Genomic DNA, 24,748 nt, shown 5'->3' with positions numbered 1-24,748 from the left:
ACGGCGCCACCGAACAGGATCGAGATCACTGCACGCCCTCCTCGATCAGCGCGGTCGCCAGTTTGTCGAGTCCGACGAACCGGGATGCTTTCACCAGCACCACATCACCCTGCTGCAGTTCCTTGCCCAGCAACTCGAGCGCTTCGTCCATCGTGTCGACGTACGCGGACTCGTTGCCCCACGATCCTTCCAGTGACGCACCGAGGTGGATCGGGCGGGCTGCCTCGCCCACCACGAGCAGCCGCTGCACATCCAGCCGTACGGCGAGGCGTCCGATCCCGTCGTGTTCCTCGGTGTGGCTGTCCCCCAGCTCACCCATCGGGCCGAGCACCGCCCAGGTCCGGGCGTTGCGGGAGCGGCCGATCGCGACCAGCGCCTTCAGCGCGGCGCGGACCGACTCGGGGTTGGCGTTGTAGGCGTCATTGATGATCGTGACGCCGTCCGGGCGCTCGTGCACCTCCATCCGCCACTTCGACGCCGCCGTCGCCGCGCTGAGCCCTTCGGCGATCTGCGCCGGCGTCAGACCGACAGCCTGCGCAGCAGCCGCGGCCGCAAGCGCGTTCGCAACCTGGTGCTCACCGACAAGCTGGAGCTGTACGGCGTGTGCCTCGCCCCCGAGCTGCAGTGTGAAGCCGGGCCGCCCGAGCGTGTCGAGCTCGACCTCGGTGGCCCGTACGTCGGCTCCGGGCGCCTCACCCCAGGTGACGACGTTCTGCTCGGTCCGGCTGGCCATCGCGGCAACCCGCGGGTCGTCGGCGTTCAGGATGGCGGTCCCGCCCGGCTGCACCGCCTCGATCAGCTCACCCTTGGCGACCGCGATCGCGTCCTGGCTGCCGAACTCACCGATGTGCGAGTGGCCGACGTTCAGGACCAGTCCGACCTTGGGCGGCGTGATCCGGCACAGGTAGGTGATGTCGCCGAGGTGCCGGGCGCCCATCTCGGCGACCAGGAAGCGGGTCTCGCGGTCGGCCTTGAGCGCGGTCCGCGGGTGGCCGATCTCGTTGTTCTGCGAGCCGATCGCGGCCACGGTCGGGCCGTACGGCGCGAGCAGCTGAGCGAGCAGGTCCTTCGTACTGGTCTTACCGGAGGAACCGGTCAAGCCGATGATCGTCAGGTCTGGGAGGCGGCTGATGACCAGTGCGGCCAAGTCGCCGAGTGCCTGCTGGGTGTCGGCGACGACGATACACGGGTAGCCGTCGACCGGGCGGGTCGTCAGGGAGACGGTGACTCCGGACTCGGTGACCGCGGCCACGTAGTCGTGGCCGTCGACGCGTTCACCAGGGAGGGCTACGAATAGCCCGCCCGGGACGGCCTCACGCGAGTCGGTCACCACGGCGCCGTCGACGACAGCTGCGGGGTCCACCCCCGCCAGCTCGCCGTTGACCGCTGCGGCGATCTCCTCGCACCTGACGCCTATCACTGCTCAGCCTCCAACAGCTCACGCACGGTTTCGCGGTCGTCGAACGGGTGGATCACACCGCCGACATCCTGGCCTGTCTCATGGCCCTTGCCCAGTACGACGACTGTGTCGCCGGGACCGGCCAGCTCGATCGCAGTGGCGATCGCCTGCCGACGGTCGCCGATCTCGTGCAGGTCGACCGCCGGGACCGCCTCGCGGGCGCCGTCGATCGCAGCGGCCCGAATACTGGCCGGGTCCTCACTGCGCGGGTTGTCGTCGGTGACGATCACGACATCCGCCGTACGGGCTGCTGCTGCGCCCATCGCGGGCCGCTTGCCGGGGTCACGGTCACCGCCGCAGCCCACCACTGCGAACAGTCGGCCCTTGGTCGCACCGCGCGCCGCCTGCAGTGCCAGCGCGACCGCATCCGGGGTGTGCGCGTAGTCGACGATCACCTGCAGACCGTCGTCGCGGGTGAAGGTCTCCATCCGGCCTGGTACGGCGGCGTACCGCAGCCCGGCGGCGATCTCCTCAGCCGGGACACCCACCTGCCGCAGCATCACCGTGGCCAGCAGGGCATTCGCCACGTTGAAGTCACCCGGCAGGGTGATCTCCACGGTCAGCGTCTCGCCGGGACCCTGGATGTCGATGACAGTCGTGCCGTGCTCGGACAGGTGCGAGTCGGCGACCGTCCAGTCGGCCGCACGCGTCGTAGAGACGGTCACGAGCGGTACGACGGTCTGCGCGGCCAGGCGGCGGCCGTACTCGTCGTCGATGTTCACTACGGCCAGATCACACCGCTCCGGGGTGAACAGCGATGCCTTGGCGGCGAAGTACTCCTCGAACGTCTTGTGGAAGTCGAGGTGGTCCTGGGTGAGGTTGGTGAAGCCGGCCACCGCGTACCGCGCGCCGTCCACCCGCCCCATCGCCAGGGCGTGACTGGAGACCTCCATTGAGCACCACTGCACGGACTGCTCACGCATTACAGCGAACAGCGCCTGCAGGTCAGTGGCTTCCGGAGTGGTCCGGGTGCTCTTCACCACCTCGTCGCCGATGCGCGTCTGGATCGTGCCGATCATCCCGGCCGGGCCGAGCCGCCGCAGTACCGCGTCGAGCAGGAAGCTGGTGGTGGTCTTGCCGTTCGTCCCGGTGATCCCGAGCAGTCGCATCTGGCTCGTCGGCTCACCGTAGATGTGCGCTGCGACTCCGCCGAGCACATCGCGGGGCTTGTCGACCACGAGCACCGGCAGGCCGGTCTCCCGGGCGCGCTCCGCACCGGCCGGATCAGTCAGTACGGCGGCTGCACCGGACTGCTGGGCTTTGGCGGCGAATGCGGCGCCGTGCGTGTTCGCACCGGGCAGCGCGGCGTACAGGTCGCCGGGGAGGACGGAACGGGAGTCGAGGGTAACTCCGGTGATCTCGGCCGGCCGATCAGGGGCCGCCGCTCCGACGAGGAACGCCAGGTCGGAGAGGGTCACCGGCACCACGTGCCGGGGTCTGATCGCTGCTACGGCACCGCCTGCGGCGGTAGGGGTGGACACGGGCCCAGAGGCTACCGCTCCGGACCCTGTCACACCTACCTGACCCTGCGTCACAACCTGGATCACCAGGTGATCGGGACGTTCTGCTGCTTCGCCCCCGTCGGCGGGACTGCATACTTCTGCAGCGCGAAACTCATCACGTCGCGGAACACCGGACCTCCCTGAAAGCCACCACCCCGAGCACCCGTCGGGTCGTGCAGTACGACGTACACAACGAACCGCGGGTTGTCGGCAGGAGCAAATCCGGCAAAAGAAGTCGCCCACTTGCGGTAGCAACCACACGCAGAGTCGACCTGCTGCGCCGTACCGGTCTTGCCGGCCACCAGGTAGCCGTCGATCGCCGCCTGCGGCGCAGTGCCCTTCTCGGCGGTCACCGCCTCCATCATGGTGGCCACCTCCTTGGCGGCCTTCGCACTCACCACACGGCGGGGTGGGGCCGCGTTGTTGGGGGTCAGGCTGCCGTTGGGCTCGATCCAGTTCCGGACCAGCTTCGGCGGAACGTAGACGCCACCGTTGGCGACCGCATTGACCGCGGCAGTCTCCTGGACCGCGTTCACCGACAGGCCCTGGCCGAACGCGACGTTCGAGCGGGTGATCTCCGGCCACTCGTCGCCCTGCATCAGCCGGCCCTTGCTCTCACCGGGGAAGTTCAGGCCGGTGGGCTCGCCGAAGCCGAAGTCGTGCAGGTACTTCACGAACTGCGGGATCCGCATCTGCTGCGCGGCCATGATCGTGCCGACGTTCGACGACTTCGCGATCACACCGGCGATGGTCAGGTTCAGGTCGCCGTGGTTCCAGTGGTCCTTGATCGTGCGGCGCTGGACGTCGATCGTGCCCGGCACCTTGAGCTTCGTGTTCAGGTCGATCAGGCCTGCATCGGCGAGCGCCGCCATCGTGACGACCTTCTGCACGCTGCCCGGCTCGTAGGTGCGCTCCAGCGCGGGGTTGTGCAGGTCGCTCGAGGTGAACTTCTTCTTGTTCGGGTCGAAGGTCGGGTAGTTGGCCATCGCCAGGATCTCGCCCGACTTGACCTCCTGCACGATCACCGTGCCGCCGCTGGCCTGGTACTGCTTGACGGCCTCCTGGATCCGGCGCTCCGCGAACCATTGCAGGTCGCGGTCCAGGGTCAGCTGGACGCCGACGCCGGGGCGCGGTTCCTCGACGGTGTGGTTCGCGTTCGGGATCTTGTTGCCGTTCGCGTCGGTCTCGTACATCGCCTTGCCGTCCTGACCGGACAGCTTGCTGTTCAGGCCGTACTCGAGACCGGACTGACCCTTGCCGTCATCGCCGGTGATACCGACCACGGTCGCTGCGATGCTGCCGTTCGGGTGGCTGCGGATCGGGTCCGCCTCGGTGTAGAGGCCGATCAGTGCAGGGGCCTTCTGCTCCTTCGGCTTGCCCTTGTTCTGCTGGGCGATCACCTTGTTCGCGGCCTTGACCTCGGCCTGGATCTCGTTCCACGTCTGCGGTGGGACCTCCTTGGCCAGCCGGACGTACCGGCCCTTGCCGGTCAGGGCGGTGAGCAGCTCGGCCGGGGTCGTCGTACCGGCGAGCTTCGGCGCCAGGATCGACACCAACTGCGACGCGACCGGCTTGGTCTGGCTCGGGTCCGCGATGATCGCGACGGTGTCCTCGGTGACCGAGAACTCCACGCCGTTGCGATCGGTGATCGAGCCGCGCGGCGCGTGCAGGACGTACGTCTTGTTGTTCTCCTTGCTCGCGGCCAGCGCGTAGCTGTCCGGGTCCACGCCCTGCAGGAGGACGAGGCGGCCGGCGAACAGCGACAACACGAACGCCATCACGCCGAACGTCAGCCGCAGGCGCAGCGTCGAGCGGCCGAGCTTCAGCGTCCGCGGCGGCTTCTTCACGCGTGGCTTCTTCGGCCGCGGCTGTGGACGGTTCTGAGGCGGCCGCTTCCGCGCAGTGCTCTTCTTAGCCGGCGCCTTCTTGGCAGCCACCTTCCGCGGACCGCCCGCGCTGGCGGGGCGACGCGTCGGCGCACCCTGTTTGCGGGGGCCGGCTGCCTTTGGCGCAACGCGCTTGCGCGGCGCATCAGCAGCCGGGCGCTTCTGGGCTCGGGCTGCGGCGCGGCGCTCGGCGTCGGCTTGTTCCTGGGCCTGGCGGAGGAGGCGTTCGCGGGTGGACTCGGGACGCTGCGGGGTGGCGCGAGTGCGGTCTGTAGCGGAGGACGGACGAGACGGGGTGGAACGCGGCGGAGTGCCGCGGCCGGATCCGCCCTTGCGTGGCGGCTCGTTTCCCCGTCGGTCCGTCATCCGATCATCCCCCGGTGGTCGTGTTGGCGGGTGGCTTCGTCGTACCGGGCTTGGTGGCGCCCGGTGTCACCGGCTTCTTGACCGGTGGCTTCTTGGTCTGCGCATTCGCCGGCGGCTTCGTGGTCCCCGGCTTGGTGGTCGCCGTTCGGGGCTTGGTGACCGGCGGCTTGGTCGTGGCTGGGGTGACCGGCGGCTTCACGCCCTCCGGTGTGCCCGGCCCGAACATCGCCTTGCCGGTGCCTGCCTTGCCTTCCTTGGGTACGCCGAGCACCTGGCCGTCGGACAGTCGCAGGAAGACCGGGTTCGGGTTCGGCACCATGCCCATCTTCAGTGCGCGGTCCGCCAGGTTCTGCGGCGACTCGAGCGTGCGGACCTGCTTCTCCAGCTGCTCCTGCTGGTCGCGCAGCTGGCCGGCCTGGTCGTTCAGCTTGGTGATGCCGAAGGTGCCGCGCTGCAACTCGGTGTTGAGCAGCAGCAGGCCGATCAGGCCGGCCGCGAGCAGCGACACCACGAAGATGACGAACGGCATCCGCGGCGGCCGGAACGGCGCGCCGTACACCACGCGGAGCTTCGGCTCCGACCGCTTCGCGGGCGGCGTGGCCGGCTGGACCCGCGCCTTCTGCGGGCTGAACACAGTGCTCATCAGGCCACCATTCCCTTCTCCCGGACCCGCTCGGCCGCCCGCACGCGAGCAGAGGCCGCCCGCGGGTTGACCGCGACCTCCTCTTCGGTCGGCCGCTCGGCGCCCCGGGTCAGGACCCGCAGATATGGCTCATGGCCTGCCGGAATCACCGGCAGGTCGTCCGGTACGTCGGTCTTGGTGCCGGCCGCCAGCGTCTGCTTGGTGATCCGGTCCTCGAGCGACTGGTAACTCATCACGACGATCCGCCCGTGCAGCGCCAGCGCCGCCAACGCCGCCGGCAGCGCCCGGCGCAGTACCTCGAGCTCGCCGTTCACCTCGATCCGCAGCGCCTGGAACGTGCGCTTGGCCGGGTGACCGCCGGTACGCCGGGCTGCCTGCGGGATCGCGTTGCGCACCAGCTCGGACAGTCGCGCGCTGTTGGTGAACGGCTCGGTCTCGCGCTCCCGCACGATCCGGTCCGCGATCCGGCGGGCGAACTTCTCCTCGCCGTACTGGAACAGGATGCGAGCCAGGTCGGCCGCGCTGTACGTGTTCAGGATGTCGGCCGCAGTGGTCGGACCGGTCGAGTCCATCCGCATGTCCAGCGGCGCGTCCTGCGAGTAGGCGAAGCCACGGTCCGCCTCGTCCAGCTGCATCGACGAGACACCGAGGTCGAACAGGATGCCGTCGATGGCCGGTACGCCGAGCTCCTCGAGCACCTGCGGCAGTTCGTCGTACACGGCGTGCACGAGCGAGATGCGGTCCTCGTACGGCGCCAGCCGCTCACCGGCCAGCCGCAGCGCGGCCGGGTCCCGGTCCAGGCCGATCAGCCGGATCTCGGGGAACTGCTGCAGGAACGCCTCGGAGTGACCTCCGAGGCCGAGAGTCGCGTCAACGAGAACAGCGCCGGGCTGCGCGAGTGCGGGAGCCAGCAGCGCGACCACGCGCTCCAGCATCACCGGCACATGCCGCTCCGACGCATCCATAGCCCTCGACCCTTCTCGTCGCTGCGGGAGCGACCCTGCCCCCGCAGGTTCGTTGCTTTGTACTGCTGTCCGGGTAGCGGTCCGGAGACGACTCCGTCCGGTCAGATCGCGGGTACGACGTCCGGGGAAGTACTTCGTCGTTTGCCGCCGGGGAAGTGGCGTCAACACTGAAGTCGGAGGTCGGACCCGTGATCTCACCGGACGGCCGGTGTGCTCGCGGTGCCGCTAGCCCATTGTTTTGTTCAGAAGATGCCGGGAAGGACCTCTTCGGAGAGATCGGCGAACGCCTGCTCCTGCTCCTGCGAGTACCTGTTCCAGTTCTCCGTGTTCCAGATCTCCACCCGGTTCATCGCCCCGATGACGACACAGTCGCGATCCAGTCCCGCGTAATCGCGCAGCATCGGTGGGATGGTGACCCGGCCCTGCTTGTCCGGCACCTCGTTGGAGGCTCCGGCGAACAACATCCGCAGGTAGTCCCGCGCACCCTTGTTGGTGATCGGCGCCTGCTTCAGCTGCTCGGTCAGCTGGACGAACTCGCGTTCGGGCCACACGGACAGCGACCGCTCCTGCCCACGGGTGATCACCAGGCCTTCGGCCAGTTCGTCCCGGAACTTCGCCGGCAGGAACAGCCGTCCTTTGTCGTCGAGCTTGGGGAAGTGAGTTCCGAGGAACACGCTCCACCTCCCCGTTGCGGACTCTCCGTCTCAGGCGAGCTGTTTCCACCACTTCGGTTCCACTGCGCTCCACCTTACTCCACTTTGCCCCACCGTCAACCAACTTCCGCCCCCCACACCCCACCCTGAGCGCAAATCGGCAGGGCGTGTCCCGCGTGTCGCTGAGCCTGCAGGGACTTGTTCGGGGGCCGTTCGGTGGCTTGGTGGAGCGAAATGGAGGACGTGGTGGGGAGAAGTGGCGGAACGGGTAGAAGAAGAGTGCGAACCGAATGCCCGTTCCGGACGTCGAACGGCGCACCCGGGATTTCCCCCGCCCGTACGCTGGGAGGGGGACCGAAACGCCAGGTAACGAAACATCCGCTGCTCTAGGTCCGACCCTCACTCCGGGTGAGAATGTGTCGGCCGTCAATCAATGGGGAGGACTCAGGGTGAGCACCACCGCGACCAGCCCGCTGGCAGGAGGCGGGGACTTCGACGAACTGTCCGAAGTCGCCGGACGAGTCCGCCGCGCGATCGAGCAGGTGATCGAAGGCAAGCCCGACGTGGTCGAGGTCGCCATCACCGTCCTGCTGGCCGAAGGTCATCTACTGATCGAGGACGTACCGGGCGTCGGCAAGACGATGCTCGCCAAGGCGCTGGCGAAGTCGATCGACTGCAGCGTGCGCCGGATCCAGTTCACGCCGGACCTGCTGCCGTCCGACATCACCGGTGTCTCGGTCTTCAACCAGGAGATCCGCGACTTCGAGTTCAAACCCGGCGCGGTGTTCGCGAACATCGTCGTCGGCGACGAGATCAACCGCGCCTCGCCGAAGACGCAGGCCGCGCTGCTGGAGTCGATGGAGGAGCGACAGGTCACCGTCGACACCACGACGTACCTGCTCGAGGCGCCGTTCATGGTGATCGCCACCCAGAACCCGATCGAGATGGAGGGCACGTACCCGCTGCCCGAGGCTCAGCGCGACCGGTTCATGGCCCGCGTGTCGATGGGCTACCCGGAGCCGGCCGCCGAGCTGCGGATGCTCGACGGGCACGCCGCCGACGACCCGCTGGCGAACATGCAGGCGGTCACCGACGGCCAGCAGATCCTCCGCCTGGTGAAGACCGTGCAGTCCGTGCACGTCTCGGAGTCGGTGAAGGAGTACGCCGTCGGCCTGGTCGGCGCGACCCGTCGTTCGCAGGAGCTGCGTCTCGGGGCATCGCCGCGGGCAACGTTGCACCTCATCCGGGCAGCCCGGGCCGCGGCAGCGCTGGACTCCCGTGAGTTCGTCCTGCCGGACGACATCCAGGAGCTGGCAGTGCCGGTGCTCTCGCACCGGGTCCTTCCCGCGGCTGAAGCGCATCTCGGTGGGCGCGGCGCAGCCGATATCGTCGCTGGGCTGGTCTCCTCGGTGCCGCTGCCCCGCACGCGTCGGGACTGAGCCATGCGGCAGGCACTCCGCGGGCTGACCACCAGAGGGCGGGCGTTCGTGGCGGCCGGGATCACCGCGTCGCTGTGTGCGCTGCTGCTCGGGCAGAAGGACCTGTTGCGCGTCGGCATCCTGCTCGTCGCGCTTCCGGTCGTCGCTGCCCTGGTCGTCGGCCGGACCCGGCTGCGGCTGCAGGTCCGCCGCAGCCTCACCCCGAACCAGATCCCGGTCGGGACGCAGGCCACAGTCGAGCTCGCACTGAGCAACGAAGGCCGGATGCCGGCCGGGCTGCTCTTGCTCGAGGACCGCATTCCTTATGTCCTCGGGCACCGGCCCCGGTTCGTCGTCGACCGCGTCAGCCCGAACTGGCGACGTACCGTCTCGTATCCGGTGAAGTCCGACGTACGGGGCTTGTTCCAGGTCGGGCCGTTGATGCTCACGGTGGCTGACCCGTTCGGTCTGGTCGAGACGAGCCGGACGTTCACCCGCAGCCAGCATCTGCTGGTCACACCGCGGGTCTACAAACTGCCTGAGATCCGACTGGGTGCGGACCGCGCCGGCTCGGGTGAGAACCGGCCGCGCGCGATCGCCTCGGCCGGCGAGGAGGACGCGACCGTCCGCGAGTACCGCGATGGTGACGACCTGCGCCGGGTGCACTGGCGCTCGACCGCACGCCGCGGTGAGCTGATGGTGCGTCGCGAGGAGCAGCCCTGGCAGAGCCGGTGCGCCCTCTTCATCGACGCCCGGACGATCTCGCACCACGGCCACGGCCCGTCGTCCAGCCTGGAATGGGCAGTCAGCGCGGCCGCCTCGATCGGCGCCGACCGGATCCGCCGCGGGTATGCGACCACCATGCTCGGCGGTCCGACCACCCTCTCGGCGATCAACCACCGCTCGTCGACCGCCGTCCACCAACCGCTGACCTCGCAGCAACTGCTCACCGAGTGCGCCACGGTCGAGGAGCATCGGTACGCCGAAATCGGCCCGCTACTCACCGTCGATCGGCACGCCCAGGAGCCGAGTCTGGTGATCGCGATCCTCGGCGCCTGCGCCAGTGAAGACATCACCGCACTCAACCGCTGGCGGACCAGCCAGGCCACCGGCGTCGCCCTCGTGCTCGACGCGGCCAGCTGGGCAGTCGGCGCCGAAGCGACCGAGAAGGCGGCCCGCCTGACCGCCGCCACGGACGCCACCGAGAACGAGTTGCGCCGCAACGGCTGGCGAGTCGCCAGAGTCCGCCGCGGCGACCAGCTACCCACCGTCTGGTCCGGACTAGGACTGAGGACCGGGAGAATCGCATGACCGGACACGCAAGAATCTCGTTGGCTGCTTGGGGTGCAACGGTCCTCGGGTCGCTGGTGCTGACTCCGGTCTTCTCGGGGCCGTTCCTGTTCATCAGCGCGTTCCTGTGCGCGATCGTCACCGGCGTCGGCGTGCTGCTGCAGAACCTGCGCGCGCCACGGGTCGTCGTACCGGTGGTGCAGTTGATCGTGCTCGTCGAGCTGATCTCGCTCTTCTTCCTCAAGGAGACGATGAAGTTCGGGCTGGTGCCGACCGGCGCCACCGCGATCGAGTTCAACTCGCAGCTGGTCAGCGCGATGAGCTCGATCAACCAGTACAGCGCTCCCCTGCCTCCGGACGACAACCTGCTGCTGTTCGCCACCACGGTGATCTCGGCGACCGGCCTGCTGATCCACGTCATCGCCGTACAGATTCGGCAGGCGGCATGGGCCGGGCTACTCCTGCTGATCATGTACACCGTGCCGGCCGCGACCGTGCACGGCGGACTGCCCGCCCTGCTGTTCATCCCGCCGGCCATCGGCTACATCGTGTTGCTGTCCGCCGAGGGCCGCAGCCGGCTCAGCCGGTGGGGCCGGCGGATCTCCGGTGTCTCCCATCTGGACGCGGCTGAGCCGGTGGAGGCGTCTGCCCTCGGCCAGGCCGGGCGGCGGATCGGCCTCAGCGTGGTCGCCCTGGCCGCGATCCTCCCCGCGCTCCTGCCGACACTCCCCGAGGGCGTGATCGGCAACGGGCTGGGCGGTGGCGGTACCGGCGGCACCGGTCTCGGTGCGTCGATCTCCACGACCGACCCGATGCTCGACATGGGCAAGAACCTCAAACGCCCCAAGAACGACGTCGCCCTGACCTACAAGGGCGGTCCGTCCGGTGGCACCTACCTGCGGCTGACCTCCCTCGACCAGTTCGACGGGAACACCTGGCGGATCTCCGACCGGAAGAACCGGGGCCGCAAGATCGAGGACGAACTGGTCCCACCCCCCGGGTTCACCGGTGACCTCGCGCGGGTGCAGAAGGTCAAGATGGAGATCGACGTCAACAAGGTCTTCCGGTCCCAGTTCGCACCGATCCCCTACCCGGCCCAGTCGATTTCACTGCGCCGCAACTGGCAGTACGACGCCAGCTCGCTGGACGTCTCCTCGACCGACGGTGCGGTGGTCAGCGGCAAGAAGTACAACGTGACCGCCTACGACCTTCGGCCCACCGAAGAGCAGTTGCGCGACGCGATCTCGCGAGGCGCGCCCGACGAGATCAGCTCCCGGCTGCCGCGCAGCGTGCCGCCGAGGATCACCGACCTGACCCGGCAGATCACGGCAGATGCCAACGGCAACAAATACCTGATGGCCGTGGCCCTGCAGAAGTGGTTCCGCACCGAGGGTGGCTACACCTACAGCACGACGAACCAGCGCGGCAGCGGGATGAAGGCGATCGAGGACTTCCTGCTCGAGAACAAGACTGGGTACTGCGAGCAGTTCGCGACCGGGATGGCGCTGATGGCACGGATCGCCGGGATCCCGTCCCGGGTCGGCATCGGCTTCCTGCCCGGCCAGGCCGGGGCGAACGGTCAGTACACGGTTCGCATGCACGACATGCACGCCTGGCCGGAGCTGTACTTCGAGAGCGTCGGCTGGGTCCGGTTCGAGCCGACCCCGGCCTCCCGCGTCGCCAGTACGCCGGAGTGGACGATCCCGTCGTCGAACCCGACCAGCCCGACCACGGCACCGACCACCGCGCCGACCACGCCGGGCCAGACCGAGGACCCGGGAATCGAGAAGCCGGAAAACGGCCGCAACCTGAACGACGACAACGGTGCCGCGGCCTTCGACAGCGGCAACTGGTTCACCAACGGTGGCGCTCGGACACTCGGGATCGCGGCAATCGTCGTACTGGTCCTGCTGATTCCGTGGATCCTGCGCAGCCTGAACCGCCGGCGTCGCTACAGCCGCGCACCGAGCCGGGTCGCGGCCGAAGGACTCTGGTCGGAGGTCCGCGACACGTCGCGGGACCTGGGCCTGGACTGGAACGACGTCTCGACACCTCGGCAGACGGGCGAATGGCTCGTCACCAAACTGCCCGATGAGGCACATCCGTCGGCCCTGCGGCTCGCCCGCAGCGTCGAAGCGATGCGGTACGCCGGTCAGGCCGATGTGGCCACGGATCTGCGACCGGACGTGACGGTGATTCGGAAGGCACTGTGGAAGCAGGCACCGGCCCGTCGGCGCTGGCGCGCGCGGCTGCTGCCGGCGTCGTGGCGCTGGTACCTGAGCCGCGGGACCACCGAGGCGTCCGATCTCCTGGACGAGTTCGACCTGCTGCTGGCCCGGTTGCGGAGCACGATCCTCCGCCGCCGGCACGCCAACTGAGGGTCACCGGCCCCAGCAACGAGAACACCCCGAGCCCACCAGGGACTCGGGGTGTTGTTGGTGAAACGACTGCTTGGGTGACTCAGAGATCTTCGTCGCGGCGGCGGCGCCAGCGATCTTCCATCCGCTCCATGAAGCTGCCGGAGGAGTCGTGTTTGGTCCGGTGCCGCTTGGACTGCGGCGGCGGGGGCGGGATGTCGTCGTCATCCCCGGCGTTGCTGATCCGCTTCATACTCAGCGCGGCCACATAGAGGCAGGCGACCATCATCACGAAGCCGATGACGCCGATGATCGTGTTGGGGATGATTGCACCGGTCATCAGCACCGCGATGCCCAGCACGAATCCGACGCCGGCGAGCACCGCCCGGCGCTTGTAGTAAGCGCGCACATTGGTCCCTCGCATGGCGGAGACAAACTTCGGGTCTTCCGCTGCCAGGGCGCGTTCGAGCTGCTCGAACTGGCGCTGCTCTTCTTCCGAGAGGGGCACCGTCGATCCCTCCATGGTGAGCGCGATCTCGATAGGCCGCCTCCAGTCTAGGCCGCGCCAGCGTCACACGAAACCCTGACCGCCTGTCCCGCGCGTCACGGTCCCGCAACTCCCCTCGTCACACTGCCCTCGATCGCGCCACTCCACGGGCGTGTCGGCTGCCCTTCCGGCCCCAGTTCCGTTCCGGAACCGCTCCCGGAACGGAAACCGCGTGACCAACCACACTCCGCAACATTTGCCCGGCAGAGCGCCGTACCGGCGTCAGCGAGTGGCGAGAATGTGGAGCTGCGTCGCGAGCGCCCGGAAGGCCGGGTGCTGGCTGGCAGTCCGCTCCAACTCGGCCAGCGACTCGGCCGCGCCCGGCTCGGAGTCGACGAACGCCGACGGAACCAGATCCGCGAACGTCCGCACCCCGTGCACGGTATGCACCATGAACCCGGCATCCGCGAGCTGCGCACCGATCGCCGCCTCGTCGAACCGCCGCGGCATCGGGTCATTCGCACCCCACCGCCCGTCCGCATCCTGCAACGCGACCCGCGCCTCGGCCAGATGCCCGGCCAGCGCCCGCGCCAGCACCACCGCGTTGCGCTGGGCAACAAGCAGACTCAGTACGCCGCCCTCCCGCAACACCGACGCCATCGCCTGCAACGCCTGCACGGGATCATCGACGTACTCGAGCACCCCATGGCATAACACGGCGTCCGCACTCGACTCCCCCGCCACCCCAGGAAGCTCCGCCGCATCACCCTGCACCCCACGCACCAGCTCGCTCACACCTTCATCACGAGCCCGCCGCTCCAGCGACGCCAACGCATCCGGACTCGGGTCGACCACCGTCACCCGATGCCCCTCCACCGCCAACGGCACCGCGAACCCACCGGTCCCGCCACCCAGGTCCACAATGTCCAGCCCCGACCCCGGATCGACCCGAGCCCGCCCCGCCAACGCAACCCGCAGAGCCTCGCCCACCAGCGCCGTCCGCACGGCCCGCCGCCGCCGATCCACCATCACCCAAAACCCCTTCCACCACACCAACCCCCGACGCGCCACACCCTACTTCCCCAGCACTGCGCGTACCGCGGAGGTAGACGCGAGCCAGCCCACCTACCCCGCGCCTGTGGGGTTGGTGGGCTGGTGATCGGGGTGGGTCAGCTGGCTTGCATCCAGGGTTGGGCTAGGACTGAGGCCGGGTCGGTGGTGGCGGTGAGGGCGGGGGTGGTGGAGAGGCGGAGGCTTGCTTCTACTTGGGTGTAGAAGGTTTCTACGGCTCGGATGAGGTCGTCGGCCTCGCGGGTGGTGACGGAGCGCTCGAGGCCCGCCTCGGCCGCGGCGCGTTGGGAAGCGCCGGCGGCGAAGAAGGTGGCCCACTCGGCGAACTCGGGGGCCACCTCGGCGAGGAGGACCCAGGCGTTGCGCTGGACGCGGCGGCGGGTGCCGGTGCGGACCAGGCGGGCGCGGACGGCGAGGACCGCGGCCGCGACCCGGAGGGCGGCGATGTGTGCGCTCGAGTAGCGGATGAGGTGGTCGCTCGTGTCGATCGCCTCGGCCAGGGCGGCGCGGGCGCGGGACAGTTCGCGGCCGGCGGCGCCGGCGGCGATCGGAGATACCGGAGAAACGGTCATCGGTCGGTCACCCTTTCCAGTTGCCAGCGGCCCGAGTCGGGGTCGTGGGCCAGGTCGAACAGCTCCCGCCGTCCGTGCCGGCCGCAGCCCGCCTCCACTCGGTACACCGCGCGTCGCGGACCCCAGTCCGCGTCCAAGACACCAACGGCTGCTGGGCTCGTCACCATTCCCGAGCCCGATTCGAACAGTCCGGCCGCCACCGCGCCCACCGTCGCCATCCCCGGCTCCGGGGACCCGGGCGCGCCGATCACGCCGCGCTCCCACCAGGCCGCGGTCTCGGTCCAGTGCGCCTGCACGGAGCAGACCACCCACAACCGGCCGCGCCAGAGGAACTGCTCAGGAGACTCGAGGCCGTCCACGACACTCGAACGCACCTCGACGGCCTCGTCGAACTCCCACATGCTCCATCGCCTCCCGTGTGTGAACCGCGGCTGCTCGTGCCCGACGGCGGGTCGGAGTCCCGATGGGCGGGGCCGGGGTGGGGGTCGAGGTCCACCACGGCACCCGGCCCACCGGGAGCACCGGATCCCGATGCGGCCGCAACTCCGCACCGGGGCCGTCCAGCTGCCCGGGTCACCTCCGGCCGGTCTCCCGACGAGGCCGGGCCGGAGGTAATCGAACATCTGTTCGAACACTGGAAGCGTAGCGTCGCCCGGCGGCAATCGTCAACGGGCCGTAATCCCGGCGCGTCGCCGTGCGACCGATCCGGGCCACAGACTGGAGCCACCGCACAGAAGGGATCGGCGATGAAGCGGATAGCACTGGCCGGAGCAGCGGCGGCCGTCGTGGCGGCAGCGATCGCGCTGCCGCTCTTCCAGCCGTGGCGGCTGGTCACCGACAAGGTCGTCGACGAGGCGCTGCCGACCGCCTCCTCGAGCACTGCTCCGATCTCCATAAAGCCATCGTCGACCACGCCACCGACAGTTTCGGCGACTCCTGCAGCCACCACGAAGGTCCTGGCCAAAGGCAGCCTGATCTCGCACGAACACGACACCTCGGGCAGCGTCGCCGTACTGCAGCTTCCCGACGGCTCCCGCGTCCTCCGGCTGGAGAACCTCGACACGTCGGACGGTCCGGACCTCAGAGTGTGGCTGAGCGACGCGGAGGTCCTGCCCGGACGGGCCGGCTGGCATGTGTTCGACGACGGCCGCTATCAGACGCTGGGCCGCCTTAAAGGCAACCATGGCAACCAGAACTACCCCATCCCGGCGAGCGTCGACCTGGCCGACTTCCGCAGCGTGGCGATCTGGTGCGACCGATTTAATGTGTCCTTTGGGGCAGCGACGCTCACATAGGCTTCGTGGGGTGAGTAACCATCCCAACGTGCAACGCGTCGCCGACGCACTCCAGGCAGCCGGTGCGACCGGTGAGATCAAGATTCTGGACGAGGCGGTCCCGACCGCCGCTGCTGCGGCGGCTGAGCTCGGCTGCGAGGTCGGTGCGATCGCGAACAGTCTGATCTTCGACGGTGACGGCGCACCAGTCCTGATCCTGACCTCGGGCGCGCACCGGGTCGACACCGCGAAGGTGGCGGCCGAGCTCGGCGTCAGCAAGCTGCGGCGCGCCACACCGGAGTTCGTCAAGGAGCACACCGGTCAGTCGATCGGCGGAGTCGCTCCGGTCGGCCACCCCGGACCCGTGCCGACCTACGTCGACACGGCACTGCAGCAGTACGACGTGATCTGGGCGGCCGCCGGTATTCCGCACTCGGTGTTCCCGACGAGCTACACCGAACTGCTGGAGCTCACCGGGGCCACCCAGATCACCGTCAACTGACTCAGAACGCGGGCTTGATGTCCACGTCGGCGGCGCGGACGTAGAACATCCGGTGCCCGAACCAGATCTGGTAGTACCGGTCCTTACCGAGCACCTGCACGTGGTCGGCCGGCGGGTCCGCGTCGAACGTCACCGCGCGGTAGTAGTCGGTCTCGATGGACGCGTCACTCAGCGGGTAGGACTGACCCTCACCGATTGAGTACTGCAGCGGCGTGACGGCCTGGTACGGAATACCAGCCGGGTACGCCGACTGCTCCGGATAGGCACGCCCGTACACCGGCACCGATGTCTTGCCGGCCTTCGGCGTCACCACGACACCCGGCTTGGCAAACGCGTCCGGTGCGGACTTCGGGCTCTTGAACCAGCCCTTCGCACCCAGGTACCAGACGGCCAGCCAATCGCCCTGGCGCTCAGCGACGACGTACTGCGCGCCGGCGGCGACCCGTGCACTGTGGTCCCAGGTCGCGGTGGTGCCGGGTGCGCCATCCTTATGCAGACCAAGGTCGGTGACCAGCGGGGCGTTGTCGTCCGGCGCCTGGCGCAGGTAGACGAAGTTCGTGCCCTGCGTCGGGCACGGCACGCCCGCACCTGCGCAGCCGGTAACGACCTGCGCGTTACCCGAGAAGCCCGGCTTGATGGTGACGATCGAGCCGGCCTTGGCCGGGAAGATCGAGTGCCCGTAGATCGGCGCACCGAGCAGGTCGAAGTAGTGCTCCCAGTCCCAGTACGGGCCCGGGTCCCAGTGCATGCCGCCGACTGTGGTGGGCAGTGTGCCGGGCACCTGGTCGTGGCCGATGATGTGGGCGCGGTCAAGCGGGATGTGGTTCTTGGCGGCCAGGTACTTCACCAGCTTGGCCGAGTTGCGGTAGAGCGACTCGGTGTACCAGGTGGCGCCCTGAGCGGCGAAGCCCTCGTGCTCGATGCCGATGCTGTGCATGTTGACGTACCAGTTGCCCGCGTGCCAGGCGACGTCCTTCGCCTTCACGTGCTGCCAGGTGTGCCCGTCGAACGAGCGCATCGTGTACTGCCAGCTCACGTAGTTCGGGTCCTGCACCATGTTCAGGGTGCCCTGCCAGCCACCCTCGGTGTCGTGAATGATGATGTAGTCGATCTTGCCGGTCTTCGGCCGGTTCGCGAGGTCGTGGTTGCCGTAGTCACCGACACCGGCACCGGTCTTCTCGTACGGCGCGGGCAGCCACTCGCACCCCAGTGAGGCCGGGCACTCGACATCGGAGTTCGCCTGCTTCACACCGGCCGGCAGTGCCAGCTTGCTCGCCTGCGACTTGTCCGGCACCACATTGACCGCCGGCATCGCGATCTGCTGACCCGTGTTCGTCGTACGGGCCGCACCGCGCGCCATGATCGAGTAGACGTCGTCGGCGAAGCCGGTCGCACCCGCGCGGTCCGAAGCCTCGGCGTACGACGCCACTGCGCCGTACCACTGGGCTGCGGACGTGTCCGCGCCCACCGGCAGGCCTAGCGAACGCTGGTACGACGCCAGCAGGGCCGCACCACCGGAGATGTTGGCAACCGTGTCCGTGCGCAGCGCGACCGGGTCCAGGCCGGTCAGCTGGGACGCCTTGTACAGCGTGCGCAGCGACTCGGCCTTGCCGACCTTCTGCTTACCTGACAGGTCCACGGACCTGCTCGGGTCGACAGCCGTCAGGTGCATCGGGCCATAGCCGCCCGATGAGCTCGATGCGCCCTGGTGGTCGTCCCAGCGGCTCTCCGCGTACGAGACGGCCAGCAGCACCGACTCCGGTACGCCGTACTTCGCAGCGGCCGCGTTGAACGCCGACGCCGCGGTACTGCTCGTATCCGGTGGCGCGGCAGCAGCCGGCGGACCACCGGACGACACGCCGGTCACCGTGATCGGCAACGCTACCGCCGCGAGTGCGGCGAGAATCTTCGAACGACGCAGCATGTTGGTTTCTCCTGACCCGAGGGCGGGGGCTGCCGGTCACACAGGCTGGCAGTCTGATCACTGTTAGTCGAGGCGACCCGCGCTGTCAACGGTTTACCAAGACTCGCCCTTCTGAGGTTCGATTCTGACGAAAAGGTAGGCCGGTGGAAGCATTACCGTTGGCGTTCACAGCGGGCTGGGCCAGTGGGGTCAACGCCTACGCCTGTGTGCTGATTCTCGGTCTGCTCGGCCGGTTCGCCGGGGCCGACGACGTGCCCACCGCGCTGACCAGCAACGGCGTGCTGATCGCGGCAGCTGTCCTGTTCGCCTTCGAGTTCGTCGCGGACAAGATCCCGTACATCGACTCGGCCTGGGACGCGATCTCGACCGTGATCCGGCCAACGGTCGGCGCGATCATCGCGGCGCTGATGTCCGGCGAGGCGAGCACCCTGCAGCAGGCAGCGATCGTGGCCACCGGCGGCCTCACCGCATTGCTCTCGCATGCGGTGAAGTCCAGCCTGCGGCTGGCCATCAACACCTCCCCCGAGCCCGTTACCAACATCGCCGCTTCGTCCGGTGAGGACGTCGCCGTCGCCGGTGTGATGTCGCTGGCCGCGTTCCACCCAGAGATCGCCCTCATCATCGCCGCGGTCCTGCTGCTGCTCGGGTTGATCGGTGTGTACGTCGCCTTCCGGTTCATCCGGCGTGGCTGGGTGCGATTCAAGGCCTGGCGGGACAAACGCGGTGATCCGGCCACCGGGAGCAGTGCTGTCTGATGGCCGGAGTGATTGTCATCGGGGCCGGCCTTGCCGGTCTCGCCAGTGCGGTGCGGCTGGCCAAACTGGGCCATAGCGTCACCATCTGCGAGCGGGACGAGCGACTGGGCGGAGTCCTCGGCCGCATCGAGGCCGACGGTTTCCAGTGGGATGCGGGAGCAGCCAGTACGACGCTCCCGGCCGCTCTGCGGGACTTGTTCCGCAAGAGTGGCCGCCCGATCGAGAGTCTCGTTCAGCTCGAGCCTGTGCTCGACTCACGTCGGCACATGTTCGCTGACGGCTCTGTGCTCGACCTGCCCCTGAACGACCGTGGCACTCAGCACGAGGCGTGGACTGACTTGGCCGGTGCACAGGTGGCGCAGCAGTGGACCGAGCTGGTCGACAGCTACGCCGACACCTGGCAACTCCTGCGCACTACGTCGCTCGAACCACCTCTCGAAGGCGAGCTGCCGTTCAACCACCGGCTGCCGCTCAGCACAGTGCGCGCGCTCAAGCCCTGGCAGTCGCTGGAGAAGGTCGCCCAGCGCAGCCTCTCCGATGAACGCGCCCGCGCCGTACTGCGGCACTTCGCCGCCCAGGGCGATTCGGATGCGACGCTCACCCCGGGCTATGTCGGCGTGTGGTCGTACCTGGAGCGCACATTCGGCAGGTGGACCATCCCGGGCGGATTCGGCGCTATCGCGGACGCACTGGTGCAGCGAGCCAGCGAACGCAAGATCACCGTCCGCACCAACGCCGAAGTGGTCGCAGTCACCACCATGAGCGGCGCTGTGACCGGTGTGCGGCTAGCTGACGGTGAAGAGCTGGCCGCGGACATCGTGGTCAGCGATATCGACCCCCGCGACCTCTACGGGCGGTTGGTCAACGACAGGGCAGCCAAGAAGGTGCGCAAGCGCGCCCTGGCGACACACCAGGCCCAGGCCGCGTACGTCGTACACCTCGGTCTGCAGGAGCCCCTACCGGCGCTGCCGTTCGAAACCGTCCTGCACGGTACGCCGACCGTCGTGGTGCGCACGGGCGGTCAGGCACCCGCTGGACACCAGGCATGGTCGGTCCTGGTCCACGGCTACCCCACTGACGACGTACTGGACCTGCTGGTCGCCCGCGGCCTGCACATCCGGGACAAGGTGGTCTCCCGCCAGGTGTCCCCGTCCTGGTGGGCCGGAGTGGCCTGGGAGGGCTACCGGACCGCCCGCCGCCGGGCCGCTAACGTCTCCCCCGTCAAAGGCCTCTACTGCGTCGGCGCCGGCGCCCACCCCGGATCCGGCGTCCCCGCCACCACTCTGGGTGCTGCCATCGTCGCCGACGCCATCGGGAAGGCCTGAGCCCCGTCTGGGGTTGGTAAACACCGCGCACTAAGATTGGACGTTCCTGTGTTTCGTGTCGGGGTGGTGCCCGGCAGTAGAGAGGATCTCGGTGGATCAAACCCCCCTGCCGGCCGATGACGACAACGTCGAGCGGGCTGAGCTGGCGGCTGAGCAACAGCACGTTGACCTGGTGTACGACCGGGTCGACGTGGCGGCTCGATCGGCATCCCGGATCGCGGTGGACGGTCACGCGCGGGCCCAGGCCCAGAACGTCGGCCGGGTCCGTGAGGAGGAGCAGACCGGCCTGTACGAGCGGGACGTGCTGGTGTTCGCGGCCGCCCGCCGGATCGCGGAGCTGGACGCGGAGCACGAGGGCCTGGTGTTCGGCCGGCTCGACTCCGACCAGGGCGACGACCAGCCGGTCGCTGCGGCGGCCAGTGAGCTCGAGAGCCTGTACGTCGGCCGGATCGGGGTCCGCGACGCCGAGTACGAGCCCCTGGTCATCGACTGGCGCGCACCGGCGGCCGAGCCGTTCTACCGGGCGACCGGGACCGATCGGCTGAAGGTCGTCCGCCGCCGCGTGCTGCGGAACAAGGGTCCGCGCATCATCGGGATCGAGGACGACCTGCTCGCGCCGGAGCGCGCACCGGAGGATCTGCCGGTGATGGGCGAGGGCGCACTGATGGCGTCGCTGTCGCGGGCCCGTGGGCACACGATGCGCGACATCGTCGCCACCATCCAGGCCGAGCAGGACAAAGCCATCCGGGCACCTGCCCGCGGAGTCACCGTGATCGGCGGTGGGCCGGGCACCGGTAAGACGGTGGTCGCCCTGCACCGCGCGGCGTTCCTGCTCTACAGCGACCGCCGCCGCTTCGAGCGTGGCGGCGTTCTGGTGGTCGGCCCGTCAGCAGCGTTCATGGCCTACATCGAGCGCGTTCTGCCGAGCCTCGGTGAGAACACCGTGTCGCTGCGCGCAGTGGGCGAGCTGGTCGACGGTGTGAAGGCCACTGCGGTCGACGATGCCGATGCGGCCGCAATCAAGGGCTCGCTGCGGATGCGCGGCGTACTGTCGCGTGCTGCGCGAGACCGGGTGCCGAACGCACCCACCACGCTGCGGGTCTTCATCGGTGGCGCCACGGTCGAGGTAGACACCAACCAGCTGGACAACGTCCGTCGGAACGCGCTGCGTCGCACACCGCGCAACCGTGCCGCATCCGAGGCCCGCAAGGGTCTGGTGGCCGCACTGTGGCAGCGGTTCCCGGAGGACCTCCGCACTGGTGTGTACGGCGACCGCGAGGCATTCGGGGACCGCGTCACCGACACTCCGGCGTTCCGGACGTTCTTCAGTCAGTGGTGGCCGGTGCTGACCCCAGAGGCGGTACTGCGCTGGCTCGGTGACCCACGCCGGTTGCAGCGCTGGGCTCGCAACGAGCTGACGCCGGTCGAGATCGAGACGCTGGCCGCGGCCATCCGCGGTACGGATGAGTTCACCGTCGCCGACGTGGCGTTGCTGGACGAGCTCGGCACGTACCTCGGCCGCCCACCGATCCAGGAGTCCCGAGACGAAGAGTTCGACTGGATGGAAGGTCTGTCGGACGGTGTGAACGAGGTGCTGACCACCTCCGAGCGCCGGGCCCGGGCCGCGGCGGCCAGGGAGGCTGAAGAGCCGGCGGACTACGCGCACGTCCTGGTGGACGAAGCGCAGGACCTCTCCCCCATGCAGTGGCGGATGGTCACCCGGCGCGGACCGCAGGCCAGCTGGACGATCGTCGGTGACCCGGCGCAGAGCTCCTGGCCGGACCCGGACGAGGCACGCGCGGCGATGGACTCGATGCTGTCGCACCTGCAGCGGCACAGCTTCCGACTGTCCACCAATTACCGCAACTCGGCCGAGATCTACGCGTTCGCCGGTGAGGTGATCCGGCAGACCCTGCCGGACGCCGACCTGCCGAACGCGGTCCGCCAGACCGGGATCGACCCGGAGCACCGGATCTTCGACGCCGGCAAGATCGCGGAGGCCGCCGGTGATGCCGCTGCCGAGCTGCTGCAGCTCGTCGAGGGCACGGTCGGAGTCATCGTGACGCCGGCGCAGCGTCCGGCCGTGGAGCGGGTGCTGGCCGAGCTCGGGAACCCACGCGTGGTCGCACTCACCCCGCTGGAGTCCAAGGGCCTCGAGTACGACGCTGTCGTGGTGGTCGAGCCGGACCGGATCGTCAGCGACACGCTGGGCGGTGTCAGAGCGCTGTATGTCGTCCTGACCCGCGCTACCCAGCGCATGATTACTGTTAACAGCACCACCCATTGGCTGCCCGCCCGCGCCTCCTGACCCGGGAGAAGTGCGTCTTGACGAAGGTTCTGCGCGCGGCCGCGATCGGCGTTGTCGTCGTTTCGCTGGCCGCGCAGCTCACTGCGCCCGCTGTTGCCGCCCCGACCAAGCTCAAGTGGAGCGAGTGCCCACCTGACGCCGGAGCACCCCGGGGCACCTATTGCGCGACGCTGAAGGTCCCACTGGACTACGCGAAGCCGAACGGCCGGCAGATCACGTTGATGGTGTCTGCCGTCGGCAGTCTGAGCGCCAAGCACTACATGCTGGTCAACCCGGGCGGACCGGGTGCCTCCGGGATCGGTGTCGAGCATCAGGTCAGCGGCGGGCTACCGGAGAAGGTCAACGACCAGTACGCCGTGTTCAGCTTCGACCCGCGCGGAGTTGGCAAGAGCACGCCGGTGGACTGCGGGGACTTCAGCAAGCTGGTCAAGCACCCGGCACTCCCCTACAAGCCATCGAATGCGAAGCAAGAGCAGCAGCGCATCCAACAGGCGAAGCAGGTCGCGGAGCAGTGCGGTCGCAAGGCCAAGGATCTGCTGCCATACATCACCACCGACAACACAGCCCGGGACATGGACCGGATCCGCATCGCCCTGGGGCGCGACAAGATCGACTACCTGGGCTATTCGTACGGCACCAAGCTCGGCGCGACGTACGCGACGATGTTCCCGCAGCACACCGGCCGGATGATCCTCAACAGTGTGGTCGACCCGCTGGTCTCGACGTACCGGTCGGGCTATGAGCAGGACACCGCGTTGCAGGCCCGTGTGCAGGCGCTGTTCGCCTGGATTGCTGCGCGGGACAAGACCTACCACCTGGGCAAGGCCGCGAAGACGGTGCAGGCGGCTTGGGAGAAGCTGCGCAGCGATGTGGCCAAGAAGCCGGCCGGTGGTCGAGCCGGGATCTCGGAGGTCGACGACCTGCTGGCCGGCAGCCTGTACACGGATGACCAGTGGTCCGATGTCGCCGACGCGATCGTCCAGTACCGGCACGGTGACCCGTCCGCACTGCTGTCCGTCACTGACCAGCTCGCCTTGCAGGCAGTGGATCCGGCCATGCTGGCCTACAACTGCACCGACCCCGGCTGGCCCCGGAGCTGGAGCACCTGGCACTGGGAGACCAGCATCGCGGACCACCGGGCGCCGTACATCGCCTGGCTGAACACCTGGTACTCCGCCCCGTGCGCCTTCTGGCCGGTGGGTCCGGTGCAGCAGACCAAGATCGGCTCGAGCAAGGTCCCGCCGATCCTGCTCATCCAGCCCCGGTACGACGGTCCGACGCCGCTGATCGGCGCGCGCCGGATGCACGCCGTGTTGCCGGGCTCACGGCTCCTGGTGGAGAACGGCGGCAACCACGCGTCGTACCTGGGCAGGCCGAACCCGTGTATCGACACGAAGGCGACGCAGTACTGGCTCACCGGGCAACTACCGGCCGACGGTAACTGTCCGGCCAGCGTCTAGCCGCGCGGTACGACGTACGAGACCAGGTCGGCGTCGTCCGCGGACAGGTCCGCCCAGCGACAGGTCAGGTGCAGGACGGTCAGTCCGGAGGTCGGGTACTTCTGGGTGAGCTGCACGCGCTCCGGGCTGGTGCCATCCAGGGCCAGCTCGTCGGCCAGCCATGGGATGCCCGGCGCGTGCCCGACCATGATCACTGTGCGCGCCTCGGCCGGCGCCTCGCGGATGACGTCCAGGAGCTCGACTGTGTCGGCGTTGTAGATCTGCCGGTCGTACCAGACGTCTGCAGCGGTCGCACCGGCCTCGGCGGCGTACTGCCAGGTCTCGCGGGTGCGCTGCGACGGTGAGCACAGGACCAGGTCCGCTTCGATGCCCTGGGCAACGAGGTACCGGCCGGCCGCGGCGGCGTCCGCGCGGCCGCGGTCCGCGAGCGGCCGCTCCAGGTCCGGCATCGACTCCGGCGGCACTGCCTTGGAGTGCCGGAGCAGGACGAGGGTGCGATCGACCAGCAGGTCGGACGGGTCAGCCATCCGA

Annotated in this window: 21 protein-coding genes; 9 read left to right on the top strand and 12 right to left on the bottom strand. The window is 68.8% G+C overall.

Features of this window, described 5'->3' with window-relative positions; translation table 11 throughout:
* Positions 1–25: 25 nt before the first annotated feature.
* The 6 genes from murF to mraZ all read right to left on the bottom strand — a co-directional run bounded on the left by murF (position 26) and on the right by mraZ (position 7,495).
* Complete coding sequence (gene murF / locus ACFTSF_RS28795; RefSeq protein WP_380157178.1) at positions 26–1,420, bottom strand: UDP-N-acetylmuramoyl-tripeptide--D-alanyl-D-alanine ligase; 1,395 nt, start codon at positions 1,418–1,420, stop codon at positions 26–28.
* The gene (locus tag ACFTSF_RS28790; RefSeq protein ID WP_380157176.1) at positions 1,417–2,940 is read right to left on the bottom strand and encodes a UDP-N-acetylmuramoyl-L-alanyl-D-glutamate--2,6-diaminopimelate ligase; all 1,524 of its coding nucleotides are present in this window, start codon (positions 2,938–2,940) and stop codon (positions 1,417–1,419) included. Before ACFTSF_RS28790 ends, murF begins: the two co-directional genes overlap by 4 nt.
* A 62-nt stretch (positions 2,941–3,002) precedes the next feature.
* Positions 3,003–5,213, bottom strand: a complete 2,211-nt coding sequence (locus tag ACFTSF_RS28785; protein WP_380157174.1) for a peptidoglycan D,D-transpeptidase FtsI family protein — start codon at positions 5,211–5,213, stop codon at positions 3,003–3,005.
* 4 nt (positions 5,214–5,217) lie between these two features.
* Positions 5,218–5,856 (bottom strand): hypothetical protein, encoded by a 639-nt coding sequence (locus ACFTSF_RS28780; protein WP_380157172.1) that lies wholly within the window; start codon positions 5,854–5,856, stop codon positions 5,218–5,220.
* Entirely contained in the window at positions 5,856–6,821 is a 966-nt protein-coding gene (gene rsmH / locus ACFTSF_RS28775; protein WP_344150819.1) for a 16S rRNA (cytosine(1402)-N(4))-methyltransferase RsmH, read from the bottom strand. Before rsmH ends, ACFTSF_RS28780 begins: the two co-directional genes overlap by 1 nt.
* Before the next feature lie 242 nt (positions 6,822–7,063).
* Entirely contained in the window at positions 7,064–7,495 is a 432-nt protein-coding gene (gene mraZ / locus ACFTSF_RS28770; protein ID WP_132410748.1) for a division/cell wall cluster transcriptional repressor MraZ, read from the bottom strand.
* A 479-nt stretch (positions 7,496–7,974) separates the two neighbouring features.
* Between mraZ and ACFTSF_RS28765 the strand changes: the two genes are divergently transcribed.
* From ACFTSF_RS28765 to ACFTSF_RS28755, 3 genes are read left to right on the top strand one after another with little or no spacing between them, the layout of a single operon-like run.
* Complete coding sequence (locus ACFTSF_RS28765; RefSeq protein WP_380157345.1) at positions 7,975–8,913, top strand: AAA family ATPase; 939 nt, start codon at positions 7,975–7,977, stop codon at positions 8,911–8,913.
* A 3-nt stretch (positions 8,914–8,916) separates the two neighbouring features.
* Positions 8,917–10,203, top strand: a complete 1,287-nt coding sequence (locus tag ACFTSF_RS28760; RefSeq protein WP_344150815.1) for a DUF58 domain-containing protein — start codon at positions 8,917–8,919, stop codon at positions 10,201–10,203.
* Positions 10,200–12,560, top strand: a complete 2,361-nt coding sequence (locus ACFTSF_RS28755) for a transglutaminaseTgpA domain-containing protein (RefSeq protein ID WP_380157170.1) — start codon at positions 10,200–10,202, stop codon at positions 12,558–12,560. The genes ACFTSF_RS28760 and ACFTSF_RS28755 overlap by 4 nt, the downstream gene beginning before the upstream one ends.
* Positions 12,561–12,642: 82 nt before the next feature.
* Here ACFTSF_RS28755 and ACFTSF_RS28750 read toward each other — a convergent pair whose 3' ends face one another.
* The 4 genes from ACFTSF_RS28750 to ACFTSF_RS28735 all read right to left on the bottom strand — a co-directional run bounded on the left by ACFTSF_RS28750 (position 12,643) and on the right by ACFTSF_RS28735 (position 15,070).
* Entirely contained in the window at positions 12,643–13,047 is a 405-nt protein-coding gene (locus ACFTSF_RS28750; RefSeq protein ID WP_344150809.1) for a DUF3040 domain-containing protein, read from the bottom strand.
* A gap of 261 nt (positions 13,048–13,308) precedes the next feature.
* Positions 13,309–14,055, bottom strand: a complete 747-nt coding sequence (locus tag ACFTSF_RS28745) for a methyltransferase domain-containing protein (protein ID WP_344150806.1) — start codon at positions 14,053–14,055, stop codon at positions 13,309–13,311.
* A gap of 140 nt (positions 14,056–14,195) precedes the next feature.
* On the bottom strand, positions 14,196–14,669 hold the full coding sequence (locus tag ACFTSF_RS28740; protein ID WP_380157167.1) for an SAV_6107 family HEPN domain-containing protein: 474 nt from the start codon (positions 14,667–14,669) through the stop codon (positions 14,196–14,198).
* Positions 14,666–15,070 (bottom strand): DUF6504 family protein, encoded by a 405-nt coding sequence (locus tag ACFTSF_RS28735; protein ID WP_344150800.1) that lies wholly within the window; start codon positions 15,068–15,070, stop codon positions 14,666–14,668. The genes ACFTSF_RS28740 and ACFTSF_RS28735 overlap by 4 nt, the downstream gene beginning before the upstream one ends.
* Before the next feature lie 345 nt (positions 15,071–15,415).
* Between ACFTSF_RS28735 and ACFTSF_RS28730 the strand changes: the two genes are divergently transcribed.
* Both ACFTSF_RS28730 and ACFTSF_RS28725 read left to right on the top strand, forming a co-directional pair.
* Positions 15,416–15,964, top strand: coding sequence for a DM13 domain-containing protein (locus ACFTSF_RS28730; protein WP_380157165.1), 549 nt, complete (start codon positions 15,416–15,418; stop codon positions 15,962–15,964).
* Positions 15,965–15,974: 10 nt separating this feature from the next.
* Complete coding sequence (locus ACFTSF_RS28725; protein ID WP_344150794.1) at positions 15,975–16,445, top strand: YbaK/EbsC family protein; 471 nt, start codon at positions 15,975–15,977, stop codon at positions 16,443–16,445.
* 1 nt (position 16,446) lies between these two features.
* On the opposite strand, the gene ACFTSF_RS28720 is transcribed toward ACFTSF_RS28725, so the two are convergent.
* Entirely contained in the window at positions 16,447–18,369 is a 1,923-nt protein-coding gene (locus ACFTSF_RS28720) for an N-acetylmuramoyl-L-alanine amidase (RefSeq protein WP_380157163.1), read from the bottom strand.
* A gap of 158 nt (positions 18,370–18,527) precedes the next feature.
* On the opposite strand from ACFTSF_RS28720, the gene ACFTSF_RS28715 reads away from it, so the two are divergent.
* The 4 genes from ACFTSF_RS28715 (at position 18,528) to ACFTSF_RS28700 (ending at position 24,217) form a co-directional block, all read left to right on the top strand.
* On the top strand, positions 18,528–19,124 hold the full coding sequence (locus ACFTSF_RS28715) for a DUF4126 domain-containing protein (protein WP_344150789.1): 597 nt from the start codon (positions 18,528–18,530) through the stop codon (positions 19,122–19,124).
* Positions 19,124–20,449: a phytoene desaturase family protein gene (locus ACFTSF_RS28710; protein WP_380157161.1), complete on the top strand. Its 1,326-nt coding sequence runs from the start codon at positions 19,124–19,126 to the stop codon at positions 20,447–20,449. Before ACFTSF_RS28715 ends, ACFTSF_RS28710 begins: the two co-directional genes overlap by 1 nt.
* A gap of 91 nt (positions 20,450–20,540) precedes the next feature.
* Entirely contained in the window at positions 20,541–22,757 is a 2,217-nt protein-coding gene (locus ACFTSF_RS28705; protein ID WP_380157160.1) for a HelD family protein, read from the top strand.
* Between the two features lie 17 nt (positions 22,758–22,774).
* Positions 22,775–24,217 (top strand): alpha/beta hydrolase, encoded by a 1,443-nt coding sequence (locus ACFTSF_RS28700; protein ID WP_380157158.1) that lies wholly within the window; start codon positions 22,775–22,777, stop codon positions 24,215–24,217.
* On the opposite strand, the gene ACFTSF_RS28695 is transcribed toward ACFTSF_RS28700, so the two are convergent.
* On the bottom strand, positions 24,214–24,744 hold the full coding sequence (locus tag ACFTSF_RS28695) for a SixA phosphatase family protein (RefSeq protein WP_380157156.1): 531 nt from the start codon (positions 24,742–24,744) through the stop codon (positions 24,214–24,216). The two genes, ACFTSF_RS28700 and ACFTSF_RS28695, sit on opposite strands and share 4 nt — an antisense overlap.
* Positions 24,745–24,748: the final 4 nt, after the last annotated feature.

Source organism: Kribbella sp. NPDC056951, from assembly GCF_042674205.1.
Lineage (GTDB): Bacteria > Actinomycetota > Actinomycetes > Propionibacteriales > Kribbellaceae > Kribbella > Kribbella yunnanensis.
The sequence above is the reverse complement of the archived record's forward strand: the minus strand, read 5'-3'. Positions and strand labels throughout refer to the sequence as shown.